This is a genomic window from Brevibacillus sp. NSP2.1, assembly GCF_000470975.2.
Lineage (GTDB): Bacteria > Bacillota > Bacilli > Brevibacillales > Brevibacillaceae > Brevibacillus > Brevibacillus agri.
On record NZ_CP048274.1, the window covers coordinates 3,053,726 to 3,074,064 of the forward strand.

The following is a 20,339-nucleotide window of genomic DNA, read 5'->3' on the forward strand; positions in this document are numbered from 1 at the left end:
CGGTTATTCCCCCTTGCCTGTCGATGTGTGCTTGCTGTTGCGCTGTCCCAGCCGTCGGTCCAGCTTGCGGTCGAGCAAAATCAGGCGGATGCTGTGCACGACGAACGCGGCAATCGCGGTCGGAATGGCCCACATCGCCATTTGCAGCGGATCGGACGGAATGTTGTTCTGGTCGAAAAAGCCTTTCATCAATAAAATTGCGCCAATCGCGATAAAGACGTCCTCGCCAAAAAACACGCCGATGTTGTCGGCCGCTGCAGAGTGCGCGCGAATATTTTGCCGCACGTCGTCGGGGAGGTCTTTGCCGTACTTCGCCTCCGCCGCTCCTTCTGCCATCGGCGCGACGAGCGGCCGCACCATTTGCGCATGGCCGCCGATCGAGGTCAGGCCAAACACGGCAGCGACCTCGCGGATAAAAAAGTAGACGTTAATGATGCGGCCTGCCGTGGCGGCCTTGATTTTGGAGACGAGCGCTTCTGCCTGTTCGCGCAGTCCAAAGCGCTCCAATAGCCCGATGACGGGCAAGGTGGCGATAAAAATCGCCATGTAGCGGTTCGTTGTAAACGCCTTGCCAAATTGCTCGATGATCTCATACAGCGGCTGCTTGGCGAGCAGTCCGGTGGCAAGCCCCGCGACCGTCACCACCAGGAGCGGGTTGAGCCGCACGATGAAGCCGATAATCACGATTGCAACACCAATCAAAACCATGTTGGTAGTCTCCTCTCAAATGAGCGCTAATCTAAAGCGGGCGCTTGCGGATGAGGCCGATGCGAATGGTGCCATCTGCCTCGTGCTCCCGGATTTCCTCTATTGCTACTTTCCGATTTTTCATCCAGTCGGCAATTGCCTGGTGGACCACATGGTGGGCGTGTCGGCACGCTTGCAATTCTTTGCCATACACCGTCTCGTCGTTGACCTCTGTCATCAGGTCGGCTGTCACCCACTCCGGGAAACGCTCGATCAGATCATGAGAGTTGCGGTTAATCGGGCTGTCCCGCGTGTAGGCAATGCTTCCGTTCGACAGCTCAATCGGAAAATGCTGCGGGTCAAAGTCATGGCCCCATCTGCGGTATGTGGCGAGCCAATCGACGTTGTCCTGCGCGACAGCCGCGTCCTGGTGCAGCGAAGCGGTGAGGGCTGCGCGCAGCGAAGTGTAGGCTTCGCGCTGCTCGGGGGTCGCCTCTGTCAGCGCGCGCCAGATCGTGTACATCCGCGCGCTCGGAATCCAGTACGAAACCGGGAAGCGCGGCGGGCTGTTGTAGCCGCTGAACGGCTGAATCCATTCGTGCGACGGAATCCCGTGGTCGTCGAGCACGATGTCAGGCGCCCAGCGCTCCCATACTTTCGGATAAATCCGGCTCTCGCCAAACGGCACGCCGCTTTGAAACCGATACTTGGCAAATTCCAGTCCGCATGCGTTGTAGCGGGCGGCGTGGTGCTTCCAGCACGGGTTGTCCTGCGCAAGCTGCGCGTGCAGCGCGGCTCCGTCGACGTTTTCCAGCGGGATGATGACGAGGTTGACCGCCTCCAGGACAGAAGGATCGTCTGCAAGCTGGGCGATCATTTGCAAAGCGGCGTTCGTGCTCGATACTTCGTTGGCGTGGTGCCTTGCGTTGATGAAAAACGTCGGCCTGTACAGCGCGTGCTTGGCCGTGCTCGTCGCAAAGCTGTGCTGCGCTTTTCGGGCGAACAGCTCGACGGCCCAAATCCAGCGGCCGCTCAGCGAAAAATCGAGCGGCACGACCTGTCCGGGCACTTGCTCGCGGTGTTGTGCGAGCCACTGCTCCACGTCCTCGCCTGTGAAAACGTCCTCCCAGAGCGACTTTCCCTTGGAAGCTTCTGTAGTAGCCTGCTGCGCGATTGGCTGCTGGTCGGCAGGCTGCGCTTGTGATTGCGCCATGGAAAAGCCCAGCCATGCCTGGCACTGCTCTCTCAGCGTGGCGTCCGCAATCCCTTCGAGCGTAACCGACCAGTCGGTTTCTTTGCGGCAAAGCCCGGTCGCTACCGCATCCCGAAACGGCATCCCCGCAAACGGGCGGATGACCGTCGCCGCGCCGCTCGCGTCGACCGCCGTGATCGCATGCTCCGTCGGAAAGGCGTACAAAGCGATCCGCGCCCACGGCTTGCCGCCCTGTTCGACGTGCATGAACGGCACGATTCCGCCAGGTGCGTCCCACTCCGGGTCCCCGACCTTTTTCCCGTGGTTGTGCATGGCGTGCAACGTGTAAAAGTAAATATCTTCGTGCAGCGCTTCCAGGACGGAGCTGTTCTCCTCCAGATGCGGCAGCTTTTTCTCCACGGCATCCATCCCGACATGGCATTCCAGCCGGGAAAACTTCGGCACGCCAGGATTGCCCCCTACCTGCCGGAAAATCATCGGCAGCACCTGCTCCTGGTACCATTGCCAAAAGCGATACGGATTGGTTGCAAACGGTTTCCTCGCAAGCTCGTTTTGCGTCTGCGCTTCCTTTACCCGGACGCCTGCAAACGGAACGAGCACACGACCGCGCTGCGGCTGATCCGGCATGTACGGCCTGCTCTCTGCCCAGCCTTCCCAGCTCCAGTCGGCAAGCACCTCTTTCGACTCGGCAAAAGCACACACGGAAAACATCGGAGCGGCAGAATCTTCTGCAAGCTGCAGGTGAATGCGTTCGAGCGGAAGCGACAGGCTGTCGGCCAAAATCGCATCAAACGGATACAGCTCCTGCAAAAAGCGGTGAACCAGGTCGAAGTGCTTGTCCGCTGGCCGAAACGCCCTCGCCCGCAGTTCGACGCTGTGCACGTCTTTGAGCTGGACGATTTGCGGCAACACCTCCTGCATGGCCCAGTTCAGCCCCGACTTGTTTGCGTCGCGAAACGCGAACCAGACTTCGACGCCGTAGCGCTCCCTGCATTGCCCGGCCAGCTTTTTCGCCCACGCCGCAAACGTCTGCTCGCTCGCCGTGGTCGTCACTTCGATCTCCAAAGCGGCTCCCCCGGAATGTTCGGCATGCTTTTGCACAACGGCCAACAAATAGTCTTCCATCTCTGCTAATTCGCCCGGATCGCTCCACTCCGCCGTCCAGACAGGCAGCTCTTCCGTAACCGCAAGCGGCACGGGGCCACCCGCTCGTCCACCGCCGCCCACATACTGCTCCCATACTTCTGTGGGGCGGGCCAAATGCTCCGGTACTTCCAGGCGCGCGATCTCTGTGCGCTCCCGCAGCGAAAACGTTTGCAAGCCAAGAGACGCGCGCAACGACAAATCTTGGCTGTCGCTCTTTAAGGCGAACAACCGCTGGCGCCAGCCGAAATGCTGTCCTGCGGAAAGCGGCGCAAATCCGTCTGCGAGCAGCTCGCGCACAAAACCGACCAGATGCAAAGCATCGCTCTCGATCCGCAACTGCTTGCCGTCCTCGGAAAGCTCCATACGGCTCTCTCCATGAGCAGCCGGGGCCGTTTTTGTTTCGAAGACAATCTCAAACCGCCCCGCCTCGTTTTCTTCCCCTGCACACCGCGTCACAGGCGTGCGCACATAGCCCGCAGACAAGGCGAGGCGCGCGCCAAGCTCCACGGCCGCCACCGTCTTCTCCAGCGAGCCATCCGGCATGGACAACAACACGTCCAGCGTCGGCAGCAGCTCCCCGTCGTTTTGCTCGTACAGCCCTTCTGTCGTAAACAGTTCGTGCAGCGAAAAAGTCCGGGAGCGGTTGTTGCCTGGAATGGTCGCCGTCTTTTCGGCGGTCAACGGAGCCGCCGGTTTTGGCGCAATCAAAATCGCGCGCTGATGGCCGAAGCCCGCCTGCTCTATTGCATCTTGCCTGTACTCCCCGGATACGAGCGCGCGTGCCGAAAGCAACGTCATTTGCGGCGATGTGCCTGTAATGACGAGAATCGACTCGTCTTCGCCCTCGCTCACATACAGAATGCCTGCCTCTTTTTCGCCGTTGTCCCGCAGCTTGTGCAGAGCGAGTAGCGCCGCTTTGCGTTCGCCCAAAACCGAAGCAAGCCATGCCTGCTCGTACCCTACGACGATCCGCAAAGTACGCGGCTTGTCCCCCTGTACCGGGAGAGCCTGTTCATCGAGCTGATCGAAAATGAACAAGTGCTCAAAAATCGGCAGCGGCAAGTCGGTCAGGTGCAAACCGATCCGACTGGCCAGCTCTGCCATCGCGGCAGATTCCCAGCTCGTGCGCTCGGACGGAACCGTGATTTTCGAGACGATTCCGTCAGGGGCGCTGCTCCCTTTGCTGGCCCGAAAAAAGCCGTTCGTACTCCACAGCTCGTCTATCCTCACCTTGCCTCACCCGTCTTTCTCATTTTGTTCCGAATTTCGGAACTACTATTTCATATTCAGTAAACAAATCATAAATTCATAATGCTTAAAAATCAATAGATCATTTTCAAGTTTCAGAAAAGATAATCAGTTAGGAATGGCAGACACGCAGAAAAAAGCAAGCATCTGCTGCTTGCCTGTCCTGTTTGCGCCTGACTGGCCTATCCGGCCACGCTCGCCGTTAATGAATATTTTTTTTCTTGAACCGCCCTCCCGATACGTCGTGAATATGGCCGATCGCGAGAAACGCGGATGCGTCGATCTCCTCCACGATTGATTTGAGCTTGGCTTCCTCCAGCCGGGTGATGACACAGAAAATGACTTTTTTGTCGTCCCCGGAGTAGCCGCCCTCTCCGCGCAAATACGTAATCCCCCGTCCCAGCCTGGCAGACAGCGCGTCCCCGATTTCGTTCGGATAGTCGCTAATAATCCAGACCGAGCGCGATTGTTCGAGGCCGACCATCGTCAAGTCGATCATTTTGTACGCGATATAGTAGGCAATCAGCGAGTACATCGCCCGGTCCCAGCCAAAGATGAAGCCCGCGCTGCCGAGGATGAAAATATTGAAAATCATTACGACTTCCCCGACGGAAAACGGACTTTTGCGCGTCAGCAAAATCGCGACGATCTCGGTGCCGTCCAACGACCCGCCTGCGCGAATCACCAGTCCGACGCCAATCCCGATAATGATGCCGCCAAAGACGGCAGACAGCAGCAAATCGTCGGTCAAGCTGGGAACGTGGTGCAAAAAATTCGTCCCGAGCGACATGACGGCTACCCCAAACAGCGTGGAGATCGCGAACGTTTTCCCGATCTGCTTGTAGCCGACCAACAAAAACGGCAAGTTGAACAGAAAGAGGAAAATCCCCAGCTTGATTCCGGTCAGGTGTGACATCATGATCGACAGACCTGTGACCCCGCCGTCGATGATCTTGTTCGGCACGAGAAAAATTTCCAGGCCGACGGCAACCATCAGCGCTCCGACGATAATCGCAAGCGCCCTTGTGACGATTCTTCGCTTTTTGGCCCGCTTATGGGTAATCGGACCCGTTTTTGCGGCTTCCATCAAAATCATCCTTACCCGTTTTTTTCTTTTCTGCATTCAGCTTTCCCCGCTTGCTCCAAAAATAGCCAGCCTGCTTTCAGCGGCTAGTAAGTCCTGCGGCTGGCTGTATATACGCCCGCTTTCTGACATACGTGTTAGCGAAGGACCTTTTCGCGATCAAACCGTTTGGAGAAGAGGTGTGTTGGCATGGCTCCCTATCCCTCGCTCGGAAAAAGCCCGATCGATCAACTGTTTCTCGCGTACACAGGCTACAGCATCGGCACGGACGGCACTCCGCACTACCAGTTTTGGGAGTGCACCGACTTTTTGCCCTTGCTCTTCCATACCGATCCGGTGACCGGATTGGCGGACGGCGGCATGTTCACCGATTTTCTGTTTTTGGCGCTCGGGATTTTGAATCCGTCGGGGGAAGGCCGCTTTTTGGCGCGCAGCGACAAGGCTCCCGCTGGCTGGAACGAATGGCTGCGCTACATGGATGAGCTGTTCCTTGGCGACCGGAATCTCGACGCGCTCTGCCAGGCGGTGCGTTGCTCGCCGCTGTCGCGCACGAATGTGTGGGTGGCCCTGCCTTACCCGAATCCGCAGCAGTTTGGCGACGACGCCTACCGGATCGAGGCGGTCATCGAGTGGATGTGCCTGTTTCTTACGAGGTGGGCCAAAAAGCCGTGGGACGATTGCCTCTGCCTAAAAGGCTTCTACTGGCTACAGGAAAGTCTGTACTTCCAAGGGCCCAAGCACGACGACCGCCAAGTCATCCGGGCGGTCAACGACGCGATCCACGGCTGCACGCACGCCGGACGGATGCTTCGGAGCATCTGGATTCCGTATCAACAGGCGGCTGGCTGGAACGAGTGGGCACAGCTTGGCTTCGACCTCGCTTTTTTGCAACCGAACTACTACTTCAACCCGAAAAAAAGCGTGGATGCTTCCGCCGCCGCAAGCGAGGCAGCCGGAATGGGCGTCGAAATCGAGTTTGACCTCGGAGTCACCTACGATCGGGAAAAACGCGAGCGGCTGCTGGCGTACTTGCGGGCCGGAGCTTCCGGCGGGACAGACGGGCATGGCAATGCTTTCGGGCCTTTTCAATACGACGCGCCGCTCGCCTGGTACACGGGCGGCTGGTTTTTCGGCAAAAACGGGCGCAAGCAGGCGCTCGTCAGCTTGTACCAGTCAGGCGATCCGCTTTACGACGAGCTTTTCTCCTTTTTAAACGGAATCGCGCCGCCGTAACGATTCTTGCTTTTTCCATTCCCCGACTTTTGCGTTATAATGGAGGGATGACACTTCGTTCGGAGGACCAGAACACATGTTGCAAAGAGAGTTGACACGGGAACAGGCAGTAGCGGCTGGAGAGCAAGTCCTGCAAGGAATGGAGAGTGCGATCATCGAGCGTGGCTATTCGTACTTTTCCGATGGGGTTGTCTTTAATACACGCGTCGAAAACAACCGCATCCTGTGCAGCGATGTGCAAGGCACCCAGGTGTACCACGTCCAACTCGACCTGGAAGATGTGCAGGACAGCACCTGTACCTGTCCGTACACCCGTCTTTGCAAGCATATCGCCGCTACTTTTTTTCAGATGTACAGCGTCTTCGAAAACCCGCGCCACTTTTTATCCAGGGCGCAGCAACCGCGTCGGGTGAGCTTCACTCCCGCCATGCTCATCCCGAGCTATCGGCCAGTGGCAAGCGATTTGCACGGGAATGAGGCCGCCCCCGTTTCCTCCCCGCTGACCGCAGCCAGCTCCGTTTCCGACTGGTGGGCGTTTTTCGAAAGCTGGACGCGCAATTTGTTATCCGCGATGGAATCGTACCGCGCTTCCTCCGAAATGTTTTCCAGCTACCAAAACGTCCAGTCCGTCGCCGCGGGATGGCCACGGGAACGGGCCCAGTTGTTTCACATCCACGCCAATTTGTTTCACCTGCAAAAGTTGCAGCAATACGTCAAGAGCTACCGCCAGTCCAACTGGTATCCGGACTTGGCGCAGACGGCGGAACGGCTGCTCGAGCAGTTGGAGGGGGCCATCTACTTTGCCGATCGCCAGGCATTGTGGGCCGACCATCGCCCGGCGCTCGCTGAAACGGTGACGATCATCCAAAAATGGAAGGAAAACGACACGTCCTCCCTCTACTGGGTCTACGCCTATCGCATGATCTGGTGGTCGCTGCTCACCGACCCGGACTGGATCAAACAAGAGGTGGCGGAGCTGGAACAAGCCATGCAGACGTCGAATGCGCCCGCAGCCGAAAGCGAAAAATACCGCCTGCTGCGCGCCCACTTTTCAGTCATGGAAAACGAGGACGCGCTCGCCCTGCAAGTCTGGAAGCCGATTCGCCGCTTGCCTTTAAGTTTTTACTTGCCCTACATGAAAGCTTTCGCCCGCAATCAGGAGTGGCAGCGCTTTCTGTTTTGGACGGAGGCGCTGACCGAGTTGATCGGGTCGGCGGAGGCCGCACAATATCGCTTGGTCATCGCCATCTGGCAAGAAGCGATGAAGCAGGTCGGCCGCTCCGACGAGTGCGGAGCCATGCTGAAAAACTTCCTGCCGAGCAGCTATTCCGAGTACGCCCTGCATTTGTACGAGGAAAAGCAGTTCAAGCAATGGGTCGATTTGCAAATGTCCTATCAGGTGCCGCTTGCCGACATCTCGTCTGTGCACCTGAAAGAAATCGAGGACGCCGATCCGTCCTTGCTGTATCCGTACTATGTGCGCGAGATCAACCGCCTGATCCGCGAGCGCAACCGCCCCGCCTACAAAGAGGCGATCAAGCTGTTGAAAAAAGCGCGGGCCACTTACGCCAAGGCCGAGCAGGAGTCCGACTGGGAGCGCTTCGTGGACAAACTGTCCGCCAAGCACAACCGCCTGCGGGCATTTCAGGAGGAGCTAAGGAGAGGAAATCTGAACCTATGAACACTGTTACAACCATGGTGCTAACCGCAAAGCTTCTGGCAGACGGCCAGTTCCTTATTGCGGGAGCAGACCCAAGCGGGCAGGCGCTCGACCCGGATGAGCTCGCCGGAGCGCTTTTTGCCTGGGATGAAGCCTCCTACTACGGCACGTTCGTGGAAAAAAACGAGCAAGGCTTGCTGCTCGGCCCGACAGAGGCGCTGGCCTTTTTCGCCTCGCCGCCGTGGCTTTTGCACCGGGCTTATTCCGTCGACAAGCGTTTTCTGGAATATCAGGGCGTCGCCGTGTTCCTGCAAAAAACGCTGGCCGCAGGCGCCATCGTCCCAGACTTTGCCGCATGGAAGCAAGGACGATTCGGCTGGAGGGCGAAGCAGGCCCCGGCTTCGTTTGCGCCCTACGGCAACAGGTGGCTTTCGCATGTGTTGGAGGAAGCTGTCCACGCCTTTGGTGAGGTCGGCCGCGCCTGGGATCAGCTCACTGCCCAGTTTCCGGCGCTGCACGTCATGGGCGACAAGCTGTCCGTCCATTTGCAGGAGACGGAATGGCTGCAATCGATTGGCTGGCTGCCGGATGTGACGCCGTTTCGCACCTGTTTGCAAATTGTCGAGCCTGCGCACGCCGCCAGCGAATGGCTGCTCCAGGTTTATTTGCAGGATCGGGAAGAACCGGATCGGCTGTTTGTGATCGAGCCGCATCAGTTCGGCGCTCCAGACGCGCACACCGCGCGCATCCCTCTGGAATGGAAAGAGCACTGGCGGCGTTTTCAAAGCGACCTGGCCAAATGCCGCGACATTTTCCCTTGGCAAACGTCCGGCGCTGACGAACCGGACGGGCTGCGCACCCAGCTTACCAATGAGGAAGCGTGGCTTTTCCTGACGTCCTGCAGCCTGCAGCTCGTCCAGGCTGGCATTCACGTCTTTTTGCCGGCGTGGTGGGAGCAGGTGCGCAGAGTCAGACCGAAGCTCCGGGCGAAAGTCTCTTCCTCTGTCGGGGCGAGCAGACAGTCTTTTTTGGGCATTTCGCAGGTCATGGATTTCGAGTGGAAGCTCGCGCTCGGTCCTGTCGAGCTGAGCGAGGAAGAGTTTGCGCAGTTGATCCGCCAGAAGCAGCGGCTGCTGAAAATCAGGGGGCATTGGGTGCAGCTCACGCCTGACCTGTTCGCCGAGCTGCAGGAAGCGCTGAAAAAAACGAACGCAAAAAACGGCATGACCTTGCGCGACGTGATGAGCATGCACCTGACCGCAAATGTCGAAGCCGAAGAACCAGCGGACGACGACGATCTCGCTGAACCTTACCCGCTGACGGTGGAAGTCCAGCTCAACGCGCATTTGCTGGAGCTGATGCACCGCCTGCAGGAAACGAAGCACATCCCGATTTTGCCGCAGCCGGACACGTTTTGCGGCACGCTGCGCAACTACCAGTTGGAAGGAAGCTCGTGGATGCTGTTTTTGCGCCAGTTCGGTCTGGGAGCGTGTCTCGCCGACGACATGGGCCTTGGGAAAACCGTGCAGTTTATCACCTACTTGCTGCATGTGAAGGCGACAAAAACCGCCCAGTCCCCTTCGCTGCTCATCTGTCCCACCTCCGTCATCGGCAACTGGCAAAAGGAGCTGCAGCGGTTCGCCCCTTCGCTCAACGTGTTCATTCATTACGGGAATACCCGTCCGAAAAAAGAAGATTTTGCTCCGGCCATCGAGGGGGTCGATTTGGTCATTACGTCCTATGCGCTGTCCCACCTCGACGAACAGGAGCTGTCCTCCATCACCTGGAATACGATCTGTCTGGACGAGGCGCAAAACATTAAAAACGCCTATACGAAGCAAGCGTCCGCCGTCCGTGACCTGAAGGCGTGGCACCGGATCGCGCTCACCGGAACGCCGATCGAAAACCGCCTGAGCGAGCTTTGGTCGATTTTTGACTTCCTCAATCCCGGCTACTTGGGCAGCCTCGGCGACTTTACCCAGCGTTTCGTCCTGCCGATCGAGCGCGACCGCGACCAGGCGCTGATCCAGACGGTGCAACGGCTCATTCAGCCGTTCCTGCTGCGCCGCACCAAGACGGACCCGGCGATTCAGCTCGACTTGCCGGAGAAAAACGAAAGCAAGGAATACGTGCCGTTGACCGCCGAGCAAGGCGCGCTCTACGAAACCGCGATCCAGGACATGTTCGCCCGGATGGAAAACGTCTCCGCCATGGAACGGCGCGGCCTCATCCTCACGACATTGACGCGGCTCAAGCAGCTTTGCGACCATCCCGCGTTGATCTTAAACGAGATCACTACGGCGGATGAAGCAAGCCGCTCGCACAAGCTGGAGCGACTGCTGGAACTGGTCGAGGAAATTCGACAAAAAAAGGAGCGCTGCCTGATCTTTACGCAATACATTGAGATGGGCAACCTGCTCCAGCGCGTGCTGACGCGCGAAGGCTACGGCCCCGTTTACTTTTTGAACGGCGCCACCAAAAAAGAAAAACGGGACGAGATGATCGCCCGTTTTCAGGATGCCTCCCTCCCGGATGAGGAGCGCGGCGCCATTTTCATTCTGTCCCTGCGCGCAGGCGGCACAGGTTTGAACTTGACGGAAGCGAACCACGTCATTCACGTCGATCGCTGGTGGAACCCCGCCGTGGAAAACCAGGCAACCGACCGGGCGCACCGCATCGGTCAGCGGCGGAACGTGCAGGTGTACAAATTCATTTCGCTCGGCACCATCGAGGAACGGATTGACGAAATGATGGAGCGCAAACTCTCGCTCAGCCAACAGATCGTCGGCAGCGGGGAAGGCTGGATTACCGAGTTGTCGACGGCCGAGCTTCGCGAGCTGTTCGCCCTGCGCCACGACTGGAGCAATACGAAAGGATAGTGTCAGATGGAGCCTGTGAAGGAAACCAAGCCCTCTTCTCCCCCGGCTACAGAACACGAGAGCAAAGACTTGCCCGAAGCGTGGAAACGCTTTTTACAGGCAGTCCAAAGCCAGTTCTCCGCACAAAAGCCGCCATCCGCCAAATAAACCACGCCAAAAAGTCCGATCCGCCTCGCCAGCCGATCGGACTTTTTTTTGTTGCTGTCGCCGCAGCGCGTCAAGCGGTATCCGTCGGCCTGTTCAGCGGCAAATACACTTCGACCTTCGTTCCCTGGTTGGGGGCGCTGGAAAAATGGATGTACCCGTCATGGTACTGAATAATTTTATAAGTAATCATTAGGCCAAGCCCCGTCCCTTTTTCCTTCGTGCTGTAAAAAGGCTCCCCGAGCCGCTTCAATCGCTCTTCGGACATGCCGCAGCCTTTGTCCACAATCTGGATCATGACCTGATCGTGCCCCGAGCGCAGCGCCCGGATGCGTATCGTCCCCCCGTCCGGCATGGACTCCACGGCATTGGAGAGCAAGTGGATGAACACTTGCCTGATCTGGCTTTGATCGCACCACAGACACGTCTCTTCGACATCGTCGATCTCGAGCACCATCTGATGTGCCGGCGCTTCCTCCTGCGCGACCTGCGTGACGCTGCGCAGCAGTTGCGCCAGATTTTGCGACTCAAACTGGTGGGACCTTTGCTGGGTCAAAAAGACAAATTCGCGCAAAATGCTTTCGAGCTGGTGAAACTCGGCGAGCATGATATCAAAGTATTCGCTTTTCCACTGGTCGCGCCGCAGCAACTGCACGAAGCCTTTGATCGAGGTCACCGGGTTTCGGATTTCATGTGCGACTCCTGCTGCGAGCTGCCCGACGACGTCGATCTTGTCCATTTTGCGCAAAAATTCCTCTGCCTGCACCTGCGCCGTACTGTTGCGGATGATGAAGACGATCTGCTCCACCTCGGCCTGCTCGTTTTGCACAGGCGTTCCTTTTGTTTCCAAAATCAGCTTGCTGCCATTGCGGTGCTGGCAGGAAAAGGTAACCGCCCTGGGAAGCTTCCACTCCATAATTTCCTGAAACGTCTGCCAGACGCGTTTGAGCTGTTCGCTCGGCAAAATGGTTTGCAGATGCTGATGCAAAAACACCTCCGGGGATACCTCCAAGACGGTGTGAACGGACGGCGACACGTATGTAACATATCCATGGCAATCAATGACCACGATCATATCCGAAATGTTTTCCGCAATCAGCCTGTATTTCGCTTCGCTTACCCGCTGGGCTTCCTCCGCTTTTTTCAGTTCCGTGATGTCGACACAGGAAGCGATCACTTCCTTCACCCGCCCATCCCGGAAGATCGGGCGCATGACAGCCAGGTAGCAAACGCCGTTGACGACGCCCTCATAGGTGACGTTTTCTTCGCCGCCCCAGGCCCGCTCGTAATGCTCTGTCTTGCGCAGCGCTTCCTTGCGGGGCAAGATGTCGCACAACTCGTTCCCTACGACCTGCTCCGGCGTCAAGCCGATCCGGTAGATCAACTCCCCCGCGCAAAACGTATGGATAAACCGCTCGTCCTGCTTGCGAAATGTAAACGTCATTCCTTGCTGATTGCGCAGCACCTCGCGCAAACAGTTGTGGTTCTCGCCCGCTCCCTGCTTTGCGCGCGCTGGCGCATCGGCAAACGCCTTGCCCTGTGAGCTCATCTTCGCGACAAGCCCCTCTGCCAGCAGCGGCTCGCAAAAGTAATTTCCTTGGGCAAGGTCGCACAGAAGCTCCCCCAACAACTCTGCTTGCTCGCGACTCTCGACTCCTGCAGCCGTCGCCTGCAGGCCCATTGTCTGCGCGATCGCCAATGCGGTTTTGAGCGCAGCCTCTTGCGCAGCGTCGGTCAGCGCTTGCTGGATCAAGGTTGAATCGAGCTTGAGCTTGTCTACAGGAACACGCGATAAATACGGGATTGAAACCGGATCTTTTCCGAACTCGTCCAGACTCACCTGCACACCGAGCTGCTTGAGCTGGGCGAGGACGCCAATCGTACGCTCCATATCGCCCCCGGCCAATTCCGTTATTTCCAGCTCCAAATAGCGCGGCGGCAACTGGATTTCCCGCAAAATCGTCTGGATCGTATCCCCGAATACGACAGACTCGAAAGCATGCGCGGACAGGTTGACCGATACGACCAGCGGCCCGAAGCCGATGTCGATCCATTCCTTTCATTGCGTGCACGCGGCTCGCAGGACCCATTCCTCCAACAAATGAATCACGCCGCTTTTTTTGGCAAGCAGCAGCAATGTCTGTTGCGGCAAAAGTCCCCACTTTTCATGATGCCAGCGAACCAGGGCCTCGACCCCCGTCATCCCTGTTGTTCGCAAATCGAAAAAAGGCTGGTAATAGAGTGTGAGCTGCTGGTTCACAATAGCTTGAAACAGATCTTCATCGGTCTGATTCAGCTCATCCTGGTCGATTGTTTGAATACGAACCACGTCCCTCATAAAGTTTGTCATCAAACGGGACAGCGACAGCAAGTCCCACAATTCCGAACTATTCTGACACTTCCTCTCTTTCTACTTTATAGGAAGAATGCACCCCCTGTCCAGAGAAGGAAAAAGCACACCCCCCTCTCCTGGCTGGAGGGGGGTGAACTCATGCCTGCAGCGCCGCCTGGCGACGGGCTGCGCGCTCGTCTTCCTTCAGCCGTGGACAGGTGTAGCAGTACTGTCCATCCCCGGTTTGATAGTACAGGCAGCATTGATTTTTCAGGCGCACCTGCTTGTTCGGGTCGCGCATGTCCTCCACCCAGCGCACTTTGACCGCGAACGGATTTTTGGGCAGCCCGAAGCACTCCCCGTCCAGTTCGTCGCAAAGCGCCGCGTAATCGTCGCGCAGCCGTTGGCGGATCGCCTCTTCCCGAGCCTCCTGGACGAAAGTATCGAGATAATAGTTAAATCTCGTCGGCAGTTGGCCCCAAATCATTTTCAGCGGATTGCCAGTCGCATCAGCCAGCACCTGGAACAACGGCCGGAGCGTATGTCCGTAAAACTGCCGATACTGCTCGGCGCGCCAGGCAGAACGCGCTGTGCTTGTGCTCGGACCCTCCGCCTTGTGCCACTCGTCCACGACGAAAGAGAACTGGACGTAGCCATCCTCGTCGTACAGCTCAATCGTCAACTGGTCGAGCGGTATGCGAATCGCTACGTTCCATACAGACAGCGCGTACTGCAAGCCGAGCGCGAGCCCAGACAGCCAACTGGCCGCATAAGTGCCGACAGGCTTTTGGTCATGTGCCTTGATAAGCGGCGCGTACGTCTGCACCAACTGTTCCGCATGTCTGGCTTTTAGCAGATCGCTTGCCTTGATCGAGAGCAGCGCGTCTGTTCGGTGCGTAGTCGTCAGGTGAAACTGTTCCGCCAAAAACGGTTCATTCCATGTTTGCAAGACTCTCTCCCCCGTTTTTTGATTGAAAAGCTCGCTTCCAAAACGCCTCCGCCAGCACAAGGACGGGCGCTAGCTGGAAAAAGCGTTTTGCGGCTGCTCCAGATACGAGCCGAACTGCGCCTGATACAGCCGGCTGTAGATGCCATCCTGTGCCAGCAGTTGCTCATGGTTCCCCTGTTCGGTAATGCCCTGCTCTGTCACGACGACGATGCGATCCGCGTTTTTGATCGTCGCCAGCCTGTGCGCGATCACCAGCGTGGTGCGCCCTTGCGACAGCTCCGCGAGCGACTGCTGAATCGCCGCTTCCGTCTCCGTATCGAGAGCGGACGTCGCTTCGTCCAAAATCAGGATCGGCGGGTTTTTCAAAAACATCCGGGCAATCGCGAGCCGCTGCTTTTGTCCGCCAGACAGCTTCACCCCGCGCTCCCCGATAATCGTATCAAGCCCTGTCGGCTGCGCACGGATAAAGTCTTCCAGCTTGGCCCGGCGCGCCGCTTGCCAAATCTCTTCTTCTGTTGCGTGCTGCTTGCCATAAGAGATATTTTCCCGAATGGTGCCGGAGAACAAAAACACGTCCTGCTGCACGATCCCGATCTGGCTGCGCAGCGAAGCCAGCGTCATGTTGCGAATATCCAGTCCGTCAATCGTGATGCTGCCTCCGTCAATCTCGTAAAACCGCGGCAGCAGGCTGCACAGCGTCGTTTTCCCCGCGCCGGACGGACCGACAAAGGCAATCGTCTCTCCCGCGCGTATGCGCAAATCAATGTTTTGCAAAACGCGCGAGCCTTGCTCGTACCCGAACGAGACGCCTTTGTACTCGATATCGCCCTTCAGCGCCTCTACCTTGACCGCATCCGGAGCGTCTGCGATGTCTGGCGCCGTATCCATAATTTCTATGTAGCGCTTGAAGCCGGCAATGCCTTTCGGATAACTTTCGATAATCGCGTTGATCTTTTCCAGCGGACGGAAAAAGACGTTCGTCAACAGCAGGAAGGCGACGAACTCCCCGTAGGTGAGAGAGCCTTCGATGACAAACCAACTGCCGCAGATCAGCACGAACAAAATAACGAGCCGCATCAGAATATAGCTGACCGAGGCGTTCTGGGCCATGATTTTGTAGGACAACAGCTTGGTCAGACGAAAACGCTGGTTGTTTTCCGCAAAGCGCTTGTTTTCAAAGCTCTCGTTGGCAAACGCCTGCACGACGCGCATGCCGCCGACATTGTCCTCGACGCGCGCATTGAAATCCGCCATGTCTTCGTACGTAGTTCATTCCCGCATTGATGGCATAAAGCGCAAGCAGCCCAAGACAGGCCCAGACAATCAGCTCCCAGTCTTTGCTCGGCAGAAGCTGATCGACTACCATGTTTACCGCGAGCGGAAATCCCAGCTCCAGAACAGCCACGAAGATCGCACAGGTGAAATCGAGTACGAACAATCCACGATAAGGCCGGTAGTAAGAAAAAAATCTGCGAAGCATCGCAGCAGCACCTCCTTTTTCATTGACAAGCTACATGACACAGCTCCTCACGCTTTTTTTGAAAATCATTTTCATTATAGCTGGATTGGTTGGCAAGATCGATCATCATTTTGCAAAAGAACGCGTCCCTTGCAGTTTGCAGCACGGCTCGTCCCGCTTGCGGCTGCAAAAGGCCACCCCTTTCTGTTTGGACAGATCACGGCCTCTTTTGCCAATATACTTTCGGTCCGCAAAGGGGCACGGCGAATCGCCATAGACTGGACAATCGCCTCCTGTGAAAAAAACGCGATCCTCATCTTCATGGCACAGCTTCCGCATTTCGTCGGAGCTTCGGGGACCATGTACGCGATGCTGGCGGGCACGCTTGCACTCCACCAGCTATTATGAGGGAAACAGGTGAAAACGTGTACGCGATTTCCGGGCAACTGTTTTTCGGTACGATGACGCACTTTGTCGAGCAATTCGATGTTCCAAACGATCTCGGCCAGATTGTCATTGATTTTTCCCGCTCGCATGTCTGGGATATGTCAGCCGTAACCGCCATCTCCAAAGTAGTCGCCAAATACCGCGATGCCGATAAATTCGTGCTCATCACGGGATTGAATGAAGAAAGCAAACAGCTTGTAGATCGGCTTGGAATCACGGTTCCTGCCGGGCATTGACAGACAGCAACTCCCCCTTTTCGCTCCGTCAAAAGGGGTTTTTGTATGCGCCAGACGCGTTGCTTGTGCCCGTTTCGTTTTTTCCTTATTTCATTTTTGCAATAGTACGATCACATTTCTTTATTGGTCAGCGCCAAAAACCAGTGCTAGAATAATCAATATCAAATTTCCGGCTTTTCTACTGCAAAGGTTGTGAACAGAAAGATGGAGTTTTCATGGAAGCGTAATTTGTTTGTGTTATGGGTCGGCGTCTTCTTCTGCAGCACAGCCTACTCGATCTCCATACCATTCTTGCCCATCTTCCTCCATACATCTTTGGGTGTTCACGAGCATTTGGAAGCCTGGTCTGGTATCTCGTTTGGCATTACCTTTTTGGCAAGCGCCCTGATCTCGCCGTACTGGGGTTCGCTCGCCGACAAATACGGGCGAAAACCGATGTTGATCCGATCCGGTTTTAGCCTGGCTTTGTTGTACTTCCTGACTTACTTTATTACAGATCCTTACCTTTTCCTGGTGCTGCGCGTGTTTCAGGGGCTGCTCGCCGGCTACGTGCCTGCCGCGATCGCGCTGGTAGCGACGAATACACCGGAAAAAAACGTCGGGTACGCTCTCGGGGTGATGGCAACCTCTGGAGCCACGGGCGGGATTGTCGGGCCGCTCGTCGGCGGGGTAGTCAGTCACCTCTGGGGAAACGCAGAGGCTTTTCTTTTCTCCGGCTGTGTCGTGCTCGTAGCGGCGCTGATCGCGACCTTCCTCGTCAAAGAGACAAACATGAACCGCTCCGGCAGCCGCTCCAACGTGCGGGAAGACTTGCGGGCTGCCATCGCCAACCGCTCGCTCATGACGATTCTCGGCCTCAGCCTGATGGTCACGATCTCCGTCATGCTCTTGGAACCGCTGTTGACCGTCTACGTGTTGCAGCTCGGGGCCTCGCAGCAGGAAGCCTCGCTCAGCGCCGGGATCATTTTCGCTGCCGTCGGTATTGCCACCGTGATCGCCGCTCCGCAATGGGGAAAACTCGGCGGCAAGGTCGGCTACACGAAAATTTTGTTCATCGGCTTGCTCGGCGGCGCCTTCGGCAACCTGCTGCAATTTTTCTTCACCAACCTGTACGGCTTCGGGGTTTTGCGCTTCGCCTACGGCCTGTTTTTCGCGGCGGTTTACCCTTCGATTAACGCGATGATCGTCAAAGTGACCGAACCCGAGTTTCGCGGCAGAGCCTTCAGCCTGAACCAGTCCGCCAACCAGCTCGCGACGATGCTCGGCCCTGTGCTCGGCGGCGTGCTCGGTGGCGCCATCCCGATCCGCTACGTGTTCATTATCAACGGAATCGCCCTGCTCGCTACCGCCATCCTGATTCGCTCGAAAAAACCGGGCCTGGCCGGGAAGCAAGCCCAACAGCAGTCTTCCGATCCGCAACTGGCTGCGAAATAACGCAGCGCACGCCCAAAAACAAAACTCCCTTTCGCTTCGTCAGACAACGCTTGCCTGGCGGTGGCAAAAGGGAGTTTCTCGTATGGACGATGCCGCTTTTTTCCTGCTTTACTTTTGCTGCAGCGCTACTTTTAACCCGAGCAAAATGTAGACAGACCCGATCATTTTGCCGCTCCAACGACCGATCCAGGAGATGCGTCTGACGAGATGCCCCAGCGGCCGCACAGAGAGGGCGATCAGCGACGTGTAGAAGAAGCCGAGAATGGAAAAAATCAGGCCCAACACAACAAACTGCATCACGGACGCTCCCCGCTCCGGGTGGACGAACTGCGGCAAAAACGCCAGAAAGAACAAAGCCGTCTTCGGGTTCAGCACTTCCGCGATGATCGCTTGCACATACGCCTTCCCCGGCGGCAGCGGCGATACTTTTGGCAACTCGGGGTCTGTCGGTTTCTCCAGCAGCGCCCTTATCCCCAGGTAGATGAGATAGGCGGCCCCGGCGAATTTGACAAGCTGGAACGCCCAGGCGGATGTCATCAAGATCGCCGACAAGCCGACAGCGGCAAAAATCGTATGGATGAAGTCGCCTGTCGCGATTCCAAGCCCCGCCATGATTCCCGCACGTCTGCCGCCCTGAACGGTGCGTGTCGCCGTCAGTAGCACGGCAGGGCCGGGAATTAAAAACAGGCCGATCACGACAGCCAAAAACGTGCTCAACGTCGCCAGATCAAACATGTTCTCCTCTCCTTCTTCTCTTGTTTGTCTATGGATGCTCCCATTATAGCGCGCCCTGGCATTCGTGGCGACAAGATCATGTCCGGGCCTCGTCCCCGCCCGGAAAGCGCACCGTGACCGTCGTTCCTTTGCCCAGGCTGCTTTCCAGCGCGATCTGTCCGCCGTGCGCCTCCACGATGCCTTTGGCAATCGTCAGCCCGAGGCCAGCCCCTCCGCGCTCTCTCGCCCGCGAGCGGTCCCCCCGGTAAAAACGCGCAAAAACGTGCGGCAAATCGTCCGGGGCGATGCCTGCGCCGTTGTCGCGCACCTGCAGCTTAACATGTCCGCCCGCTTTTTCGATCGTCACACAGATCGTTCCGTCGGGCGGCGTATGTTTGCACGCGTTTGCCAGCAAGTTTGCCACGACTTGCGCGATTCTTTGCCGATCGCCTGTCATCCAGGCGTCTTTTGGTCCTTCCAACTGAAAGCGAATCTGGTTGCGCGCAAAAGCGACGTGCATCGCTTCGCTGACTTCCTCGGCGACATCCCGCAAATTCACCTGCTCGCGCCGCATCGGCAGGGCGCCTGCCTCGACCTGAATCACCTGATCGAGATCGTTCACGAGCCGGATCAGACGGAGAACTTCGGCGCGCGTGCTCTCCAAATGCTTAGGCGTCGCCTCCCAGATGCCGTCGATCATCCCTTCTGTCTGGGCCAGCAAGGTGTTGAGCGGCGTACGCAGTTCGTGCGCAATATCTGCGGTCAGCCGTTTGCGCAACTCCTCCTGTTCGTGCAGGCTCGTCACCAGGTTGTTAAAGGCGACGACCAGCGCGGCAATTTCGTCTTGCCGTTCCGGTACAGGCACGCGCACTTGCAGATCGCCCTGCGCGACCTTTTGCGCCGCCGCACTCACCTGCACGACAGGCCGAACCATCGTGCGGGCCAGCGGAATGCACAGCACGACGACGATCACAAGCAAAACCGCCATCGTCCACAGCGCGGTATTTTTATGCGCCCATTGAAAATGGCCTTCCAAAGCCATGTACGCATTTTCGTCATCGTGGCTGATGACAAGCTGCCCGATTTTTCGACCGCCGTCATAAAGCGGAATCGTTTCGGTTGCGCGCTCGGCATGTTCGGCGTGCGTGGCGTGCTCGCCCTCCCGTCCAGCGCCCGGCGCTTGCCCCCATTCGCCCAGCTTTTCCCCCCGCGCGTCGTGCAGCGCAATGTGCAGGCCGAGCACAGACGAGACGGCCTCCAGTTGCAAAAAAGCGGATTGGTCCCACGCCTGGCTGGCGCGGTAGGAGGCGAGCGCCACCTGGGAAATTTCTTCGTTGTGCTGGCTTTTCACCTCGTTTGCGTACATCATGAAATGCTCGTCCATTTCCTTGATCGCAAGCCATGTCGTAATCAGTACGGCACCGACGCCCATCGCCATAAAGGCGAGCGCCAGCTTCATCCATATGCGCTTCAT

13 protein-coding genes and 2 pseudogenes are annotated in these 20,339 nt (G+C 57.3%); 6 read left to right on the plus strand and 9 right to left on the minus strand.

The features are described from left to right. Window positions 1–3 precede the first annotated feature (3 nt). The 3 genes from M655_RS14665 to M655_RS14675 form a co-directional block, all read right to left on the minus strand. On the minus strand, window positions 4–708 hold the full coding sequence (locus M655_RS14665; RefSeq protein ID WP_005835315.1) for a DUF969 domain-containing protein: 705 nt from the start codon (window positions 706–708) through the stop codon (window positions 4–6). Between the two features lie 31 nt (window positions 709–739). Continuing rightward, on the minus strand, window positions 740–4,276 hold the full coding sequence (locus M655_RS14670) for a M14 family metallopeptidase (RefSeq protein ID WP_026557134.1): 3,537 nt from the start codon (window positions 4,274–4,276) through the stop codon (window positions 740–742). Between the two features lie 220 nt (window positions 4,277–4,496). Further along, window positions 4,497–5,381 carry a YitT family protein gene (locus M655_RS14675; RefSeq protein ID WP_007783572.1) on the minus strand — a complete coding sequence of 295 codons (885 nt, stop codon included), beginning with the start codon at window positions 5,379–5,381 and terminating at the stop codon, window positions 4,497–4,499. 186 nt (window positions 5,382–5,567) lie between these two features. Here M655_RS14675 and M655_RS14680 point away from each other — a divergent pair, with 186 nt between their 5' ends. From M655_RS14680 to M655_RS14690, 3 genes are all read left to right on the plus strand, one after another. Further along, window positions 5,568–6,611 (plus strand): DUF4855 domain-containing protein, encoded by a 1,044-nt coding sequence (locus tag M655_RS14680; protein WP_026557133.1) that lies wholly within the window; start codon window positions 5,568–5,570, stop codon window positions 6,609–6,611. A 76-nt stretch (window positions 6,612–6,687) separates the two neighbouring features. Next, on the plus strand, window positions 6,688–8,292 hold the full coding sequence (locus M655_RS14685; RefSeq protein WP_005835321.1) for an SWIM zinc finger family protein: 1,605 nt from the start codon (window positions 6,688–6,690) through the stop codon (window positions 8,290–8,292). Further along, on the plus strand, window positions 8,289–11,150 hold the full coding sequence (locus M655_RS14690; RefSeq protein WP_005835323.1) for a DEAD/DEAH box helicase: 2,862 nt from the start codon (window positions 8,289–8,291) through the stop codon (window positions 11,148–11,150). The genes M655_RS14685 and M655_RS14690 overlap by 4 nt, the downstream gene beginning before the upstream one ends. 217 nt (window positions 11,151–11,367) lie before the next feature. Here M655_RS14690 and M655_RS14695 read toward each other — a convergent pair whose 3' ends face one another. The 4 genes and pseudogenes from M655_RS14695 to M655_RS14710 form a co-directional block, all read right to left on the minus strand. After that, a complete protein-coding gene (locus tag M655_RS14695) occupies window positions 11,368–12,843 on the minus strand; it encodes an ATP-binding protein (protein WP_353505640.1) in 1,476 nt (491 codons plus the stop codon). 87 nt (window positions 12,844–12,930) lie between these two features. Beyond that, window positions 12,931–13,644 (minus strand): annotated as a pseudogene (locus M655_RS14700) (EAL domain-containing protein); the annotation flags it as partial. Window positions 13,645–13,783: 139 nt separating this feature from the next. After that, complete coding sequence (locus M655_RS14705; protein WP_005835331.1) at window positions 13,784–14,575, minus strand: (2Fe-2S)-binding protein; 792 nt, start codon at window positions 14,573–14,575, stop codon at window positions 13,784–13,786. A 69-nt stretch (window positions 14,576–14,644) separates the two neighbouring features. Then, a pseudogene (locus tag M655_RS14710) lies at window positions 14,645–16,055 on the minus strand (ABC transporter ATP-binding protein). Here M655_RS14710 and M655_RS14715 point away from each other — a divergent pair. The 3 genes from M655_RS14715 (at window position 15,999) to M655_RS14725 (ending at window position 18,151) form a co-directional block, all read left to right on the plus strand. After that, window positions 15,999–16,442, plus strand: a complete 444-nt coding sequence (locus M655_RS14715; RefSeq protein WP_235694742.1) for a hypothetical protein — start codon at window positions 15,999–16,001, stop codon at window positions 16,440–16,442. The pseudogene M655_RS14710 and the gene M655_RS14715 sit on opposite strands and share 57 nt — an antisense overlap. Before the next feature lie 17 nt (window positions 16,443–16,459). Further along, the gene (locus tag M655_RS14720; RefSeq protein WP_005835339.1) at window positions 16,460–16,717 is read left to right on the plus strand and encodes an STAS domain-containing protein; all 258 of its coding nucleotides are present in this window, start codon (window positions 16,460–16,462) and stop codon (window positions 16,715–16,717) included. A 204-nt stretch (window positions 16,718–16,921) separates the two neighbouring features. Then, entirely contained in the window at window positions 16,922–18,151 is a 1,230-nt protein-coding gene (locus M655_RS14725; RefSeq protein ID WP_007783547.1) for an MFS transporter, read from the plus strand. 108 nt (window positions 18,152–18,259) lie between these two features. Here M655_RS14725 and M655_RS14730 read toward each other — a convergent pair whose 3' ends face one another. Continuing rightward, complete coding sequence (locus M655_RS14730) at window positions 18,260–18,886, minus strand: LysE family translocator (RefSeq protein ID WP_005835343.1); 627 nt, start codon at window positions 18,884–18,886, stop codon at window positions 18,260–18,262. 76 nt (window positions 18,887–18,962) lie between these two features. Beyond that, entirely contained in the window at window positions 18,963–20,339 is a 1,377-nt protein-coding gene (locus M655_RS14735; protein WP_025847628.1) for a sensor histidine kinase, read from the minus strand.

Bases quoted from the DNA above. Each gene is read 5' to 3' on its own strand.
- M655_RS14730 (WP_005835343.1), bottom strand. From the start codon at position 18,886: ATGTTTGATCTGGCGACGTTGAGCACGTTTTTGGCTGTCGTGATCGGC.
- M655_RS14735 (WP_025847628.1), bottom strand. From the start codon at position 20,339: ATGAAGCGCATATGGATGAAGCTGGCGCTCGCCTTTATGGCGATGGGC.
- M655_RS14695 (WP_353505640.1), bottom strand. From the start codon at position 12,843: ATGAGCTCACAGGGCAAGGCGTTTGCCGATGCGCCAGCGCGCGCAAAG.
- M655_RS14690 (WP_005835323.1), top strand. From the start codon at position 8,289: ATGAACACTGTTACAACCATGGTGCTAACCGCAAAGCTTCTGGCAGAC.
- M655_RS14725 (WP_007783547.1), top strand. From the start codon at position 16,922: ATGGAGTTTTCATGGAAGCGTAATTTGTTTGTGTTATGGGTCGGCGTC.
- M655_RS14680 (WP_026557133.1), top strand. From the start codon at position 5,568: ATGGCTCCCTATCCCTCGCTCGGAAAAAGCCCGATCGATCAACTGTTT.
- M655_RS14675 (WP_007783572.1), bottom strand. From the start codon at position 5,381: ATGGAAGCCGCAAAAACGGGTCCGATTACCCATAAGCGGGCCAAAAAG.
- M655_RS14685 (WP_005835321.1), top strand. From the start codon at position 6,688: ATGTTGCAAAGAGAGTTGACACGGGAACAGGCAGTAGCGGCTGGAGAG.
- M655_RS14665 (WP_005835315.1), bottom strand. From the start codon at position 708: ATGGTTTTGATTGGTGTTGCAATCGTGATTATCGGCTTCATCGTGCGG.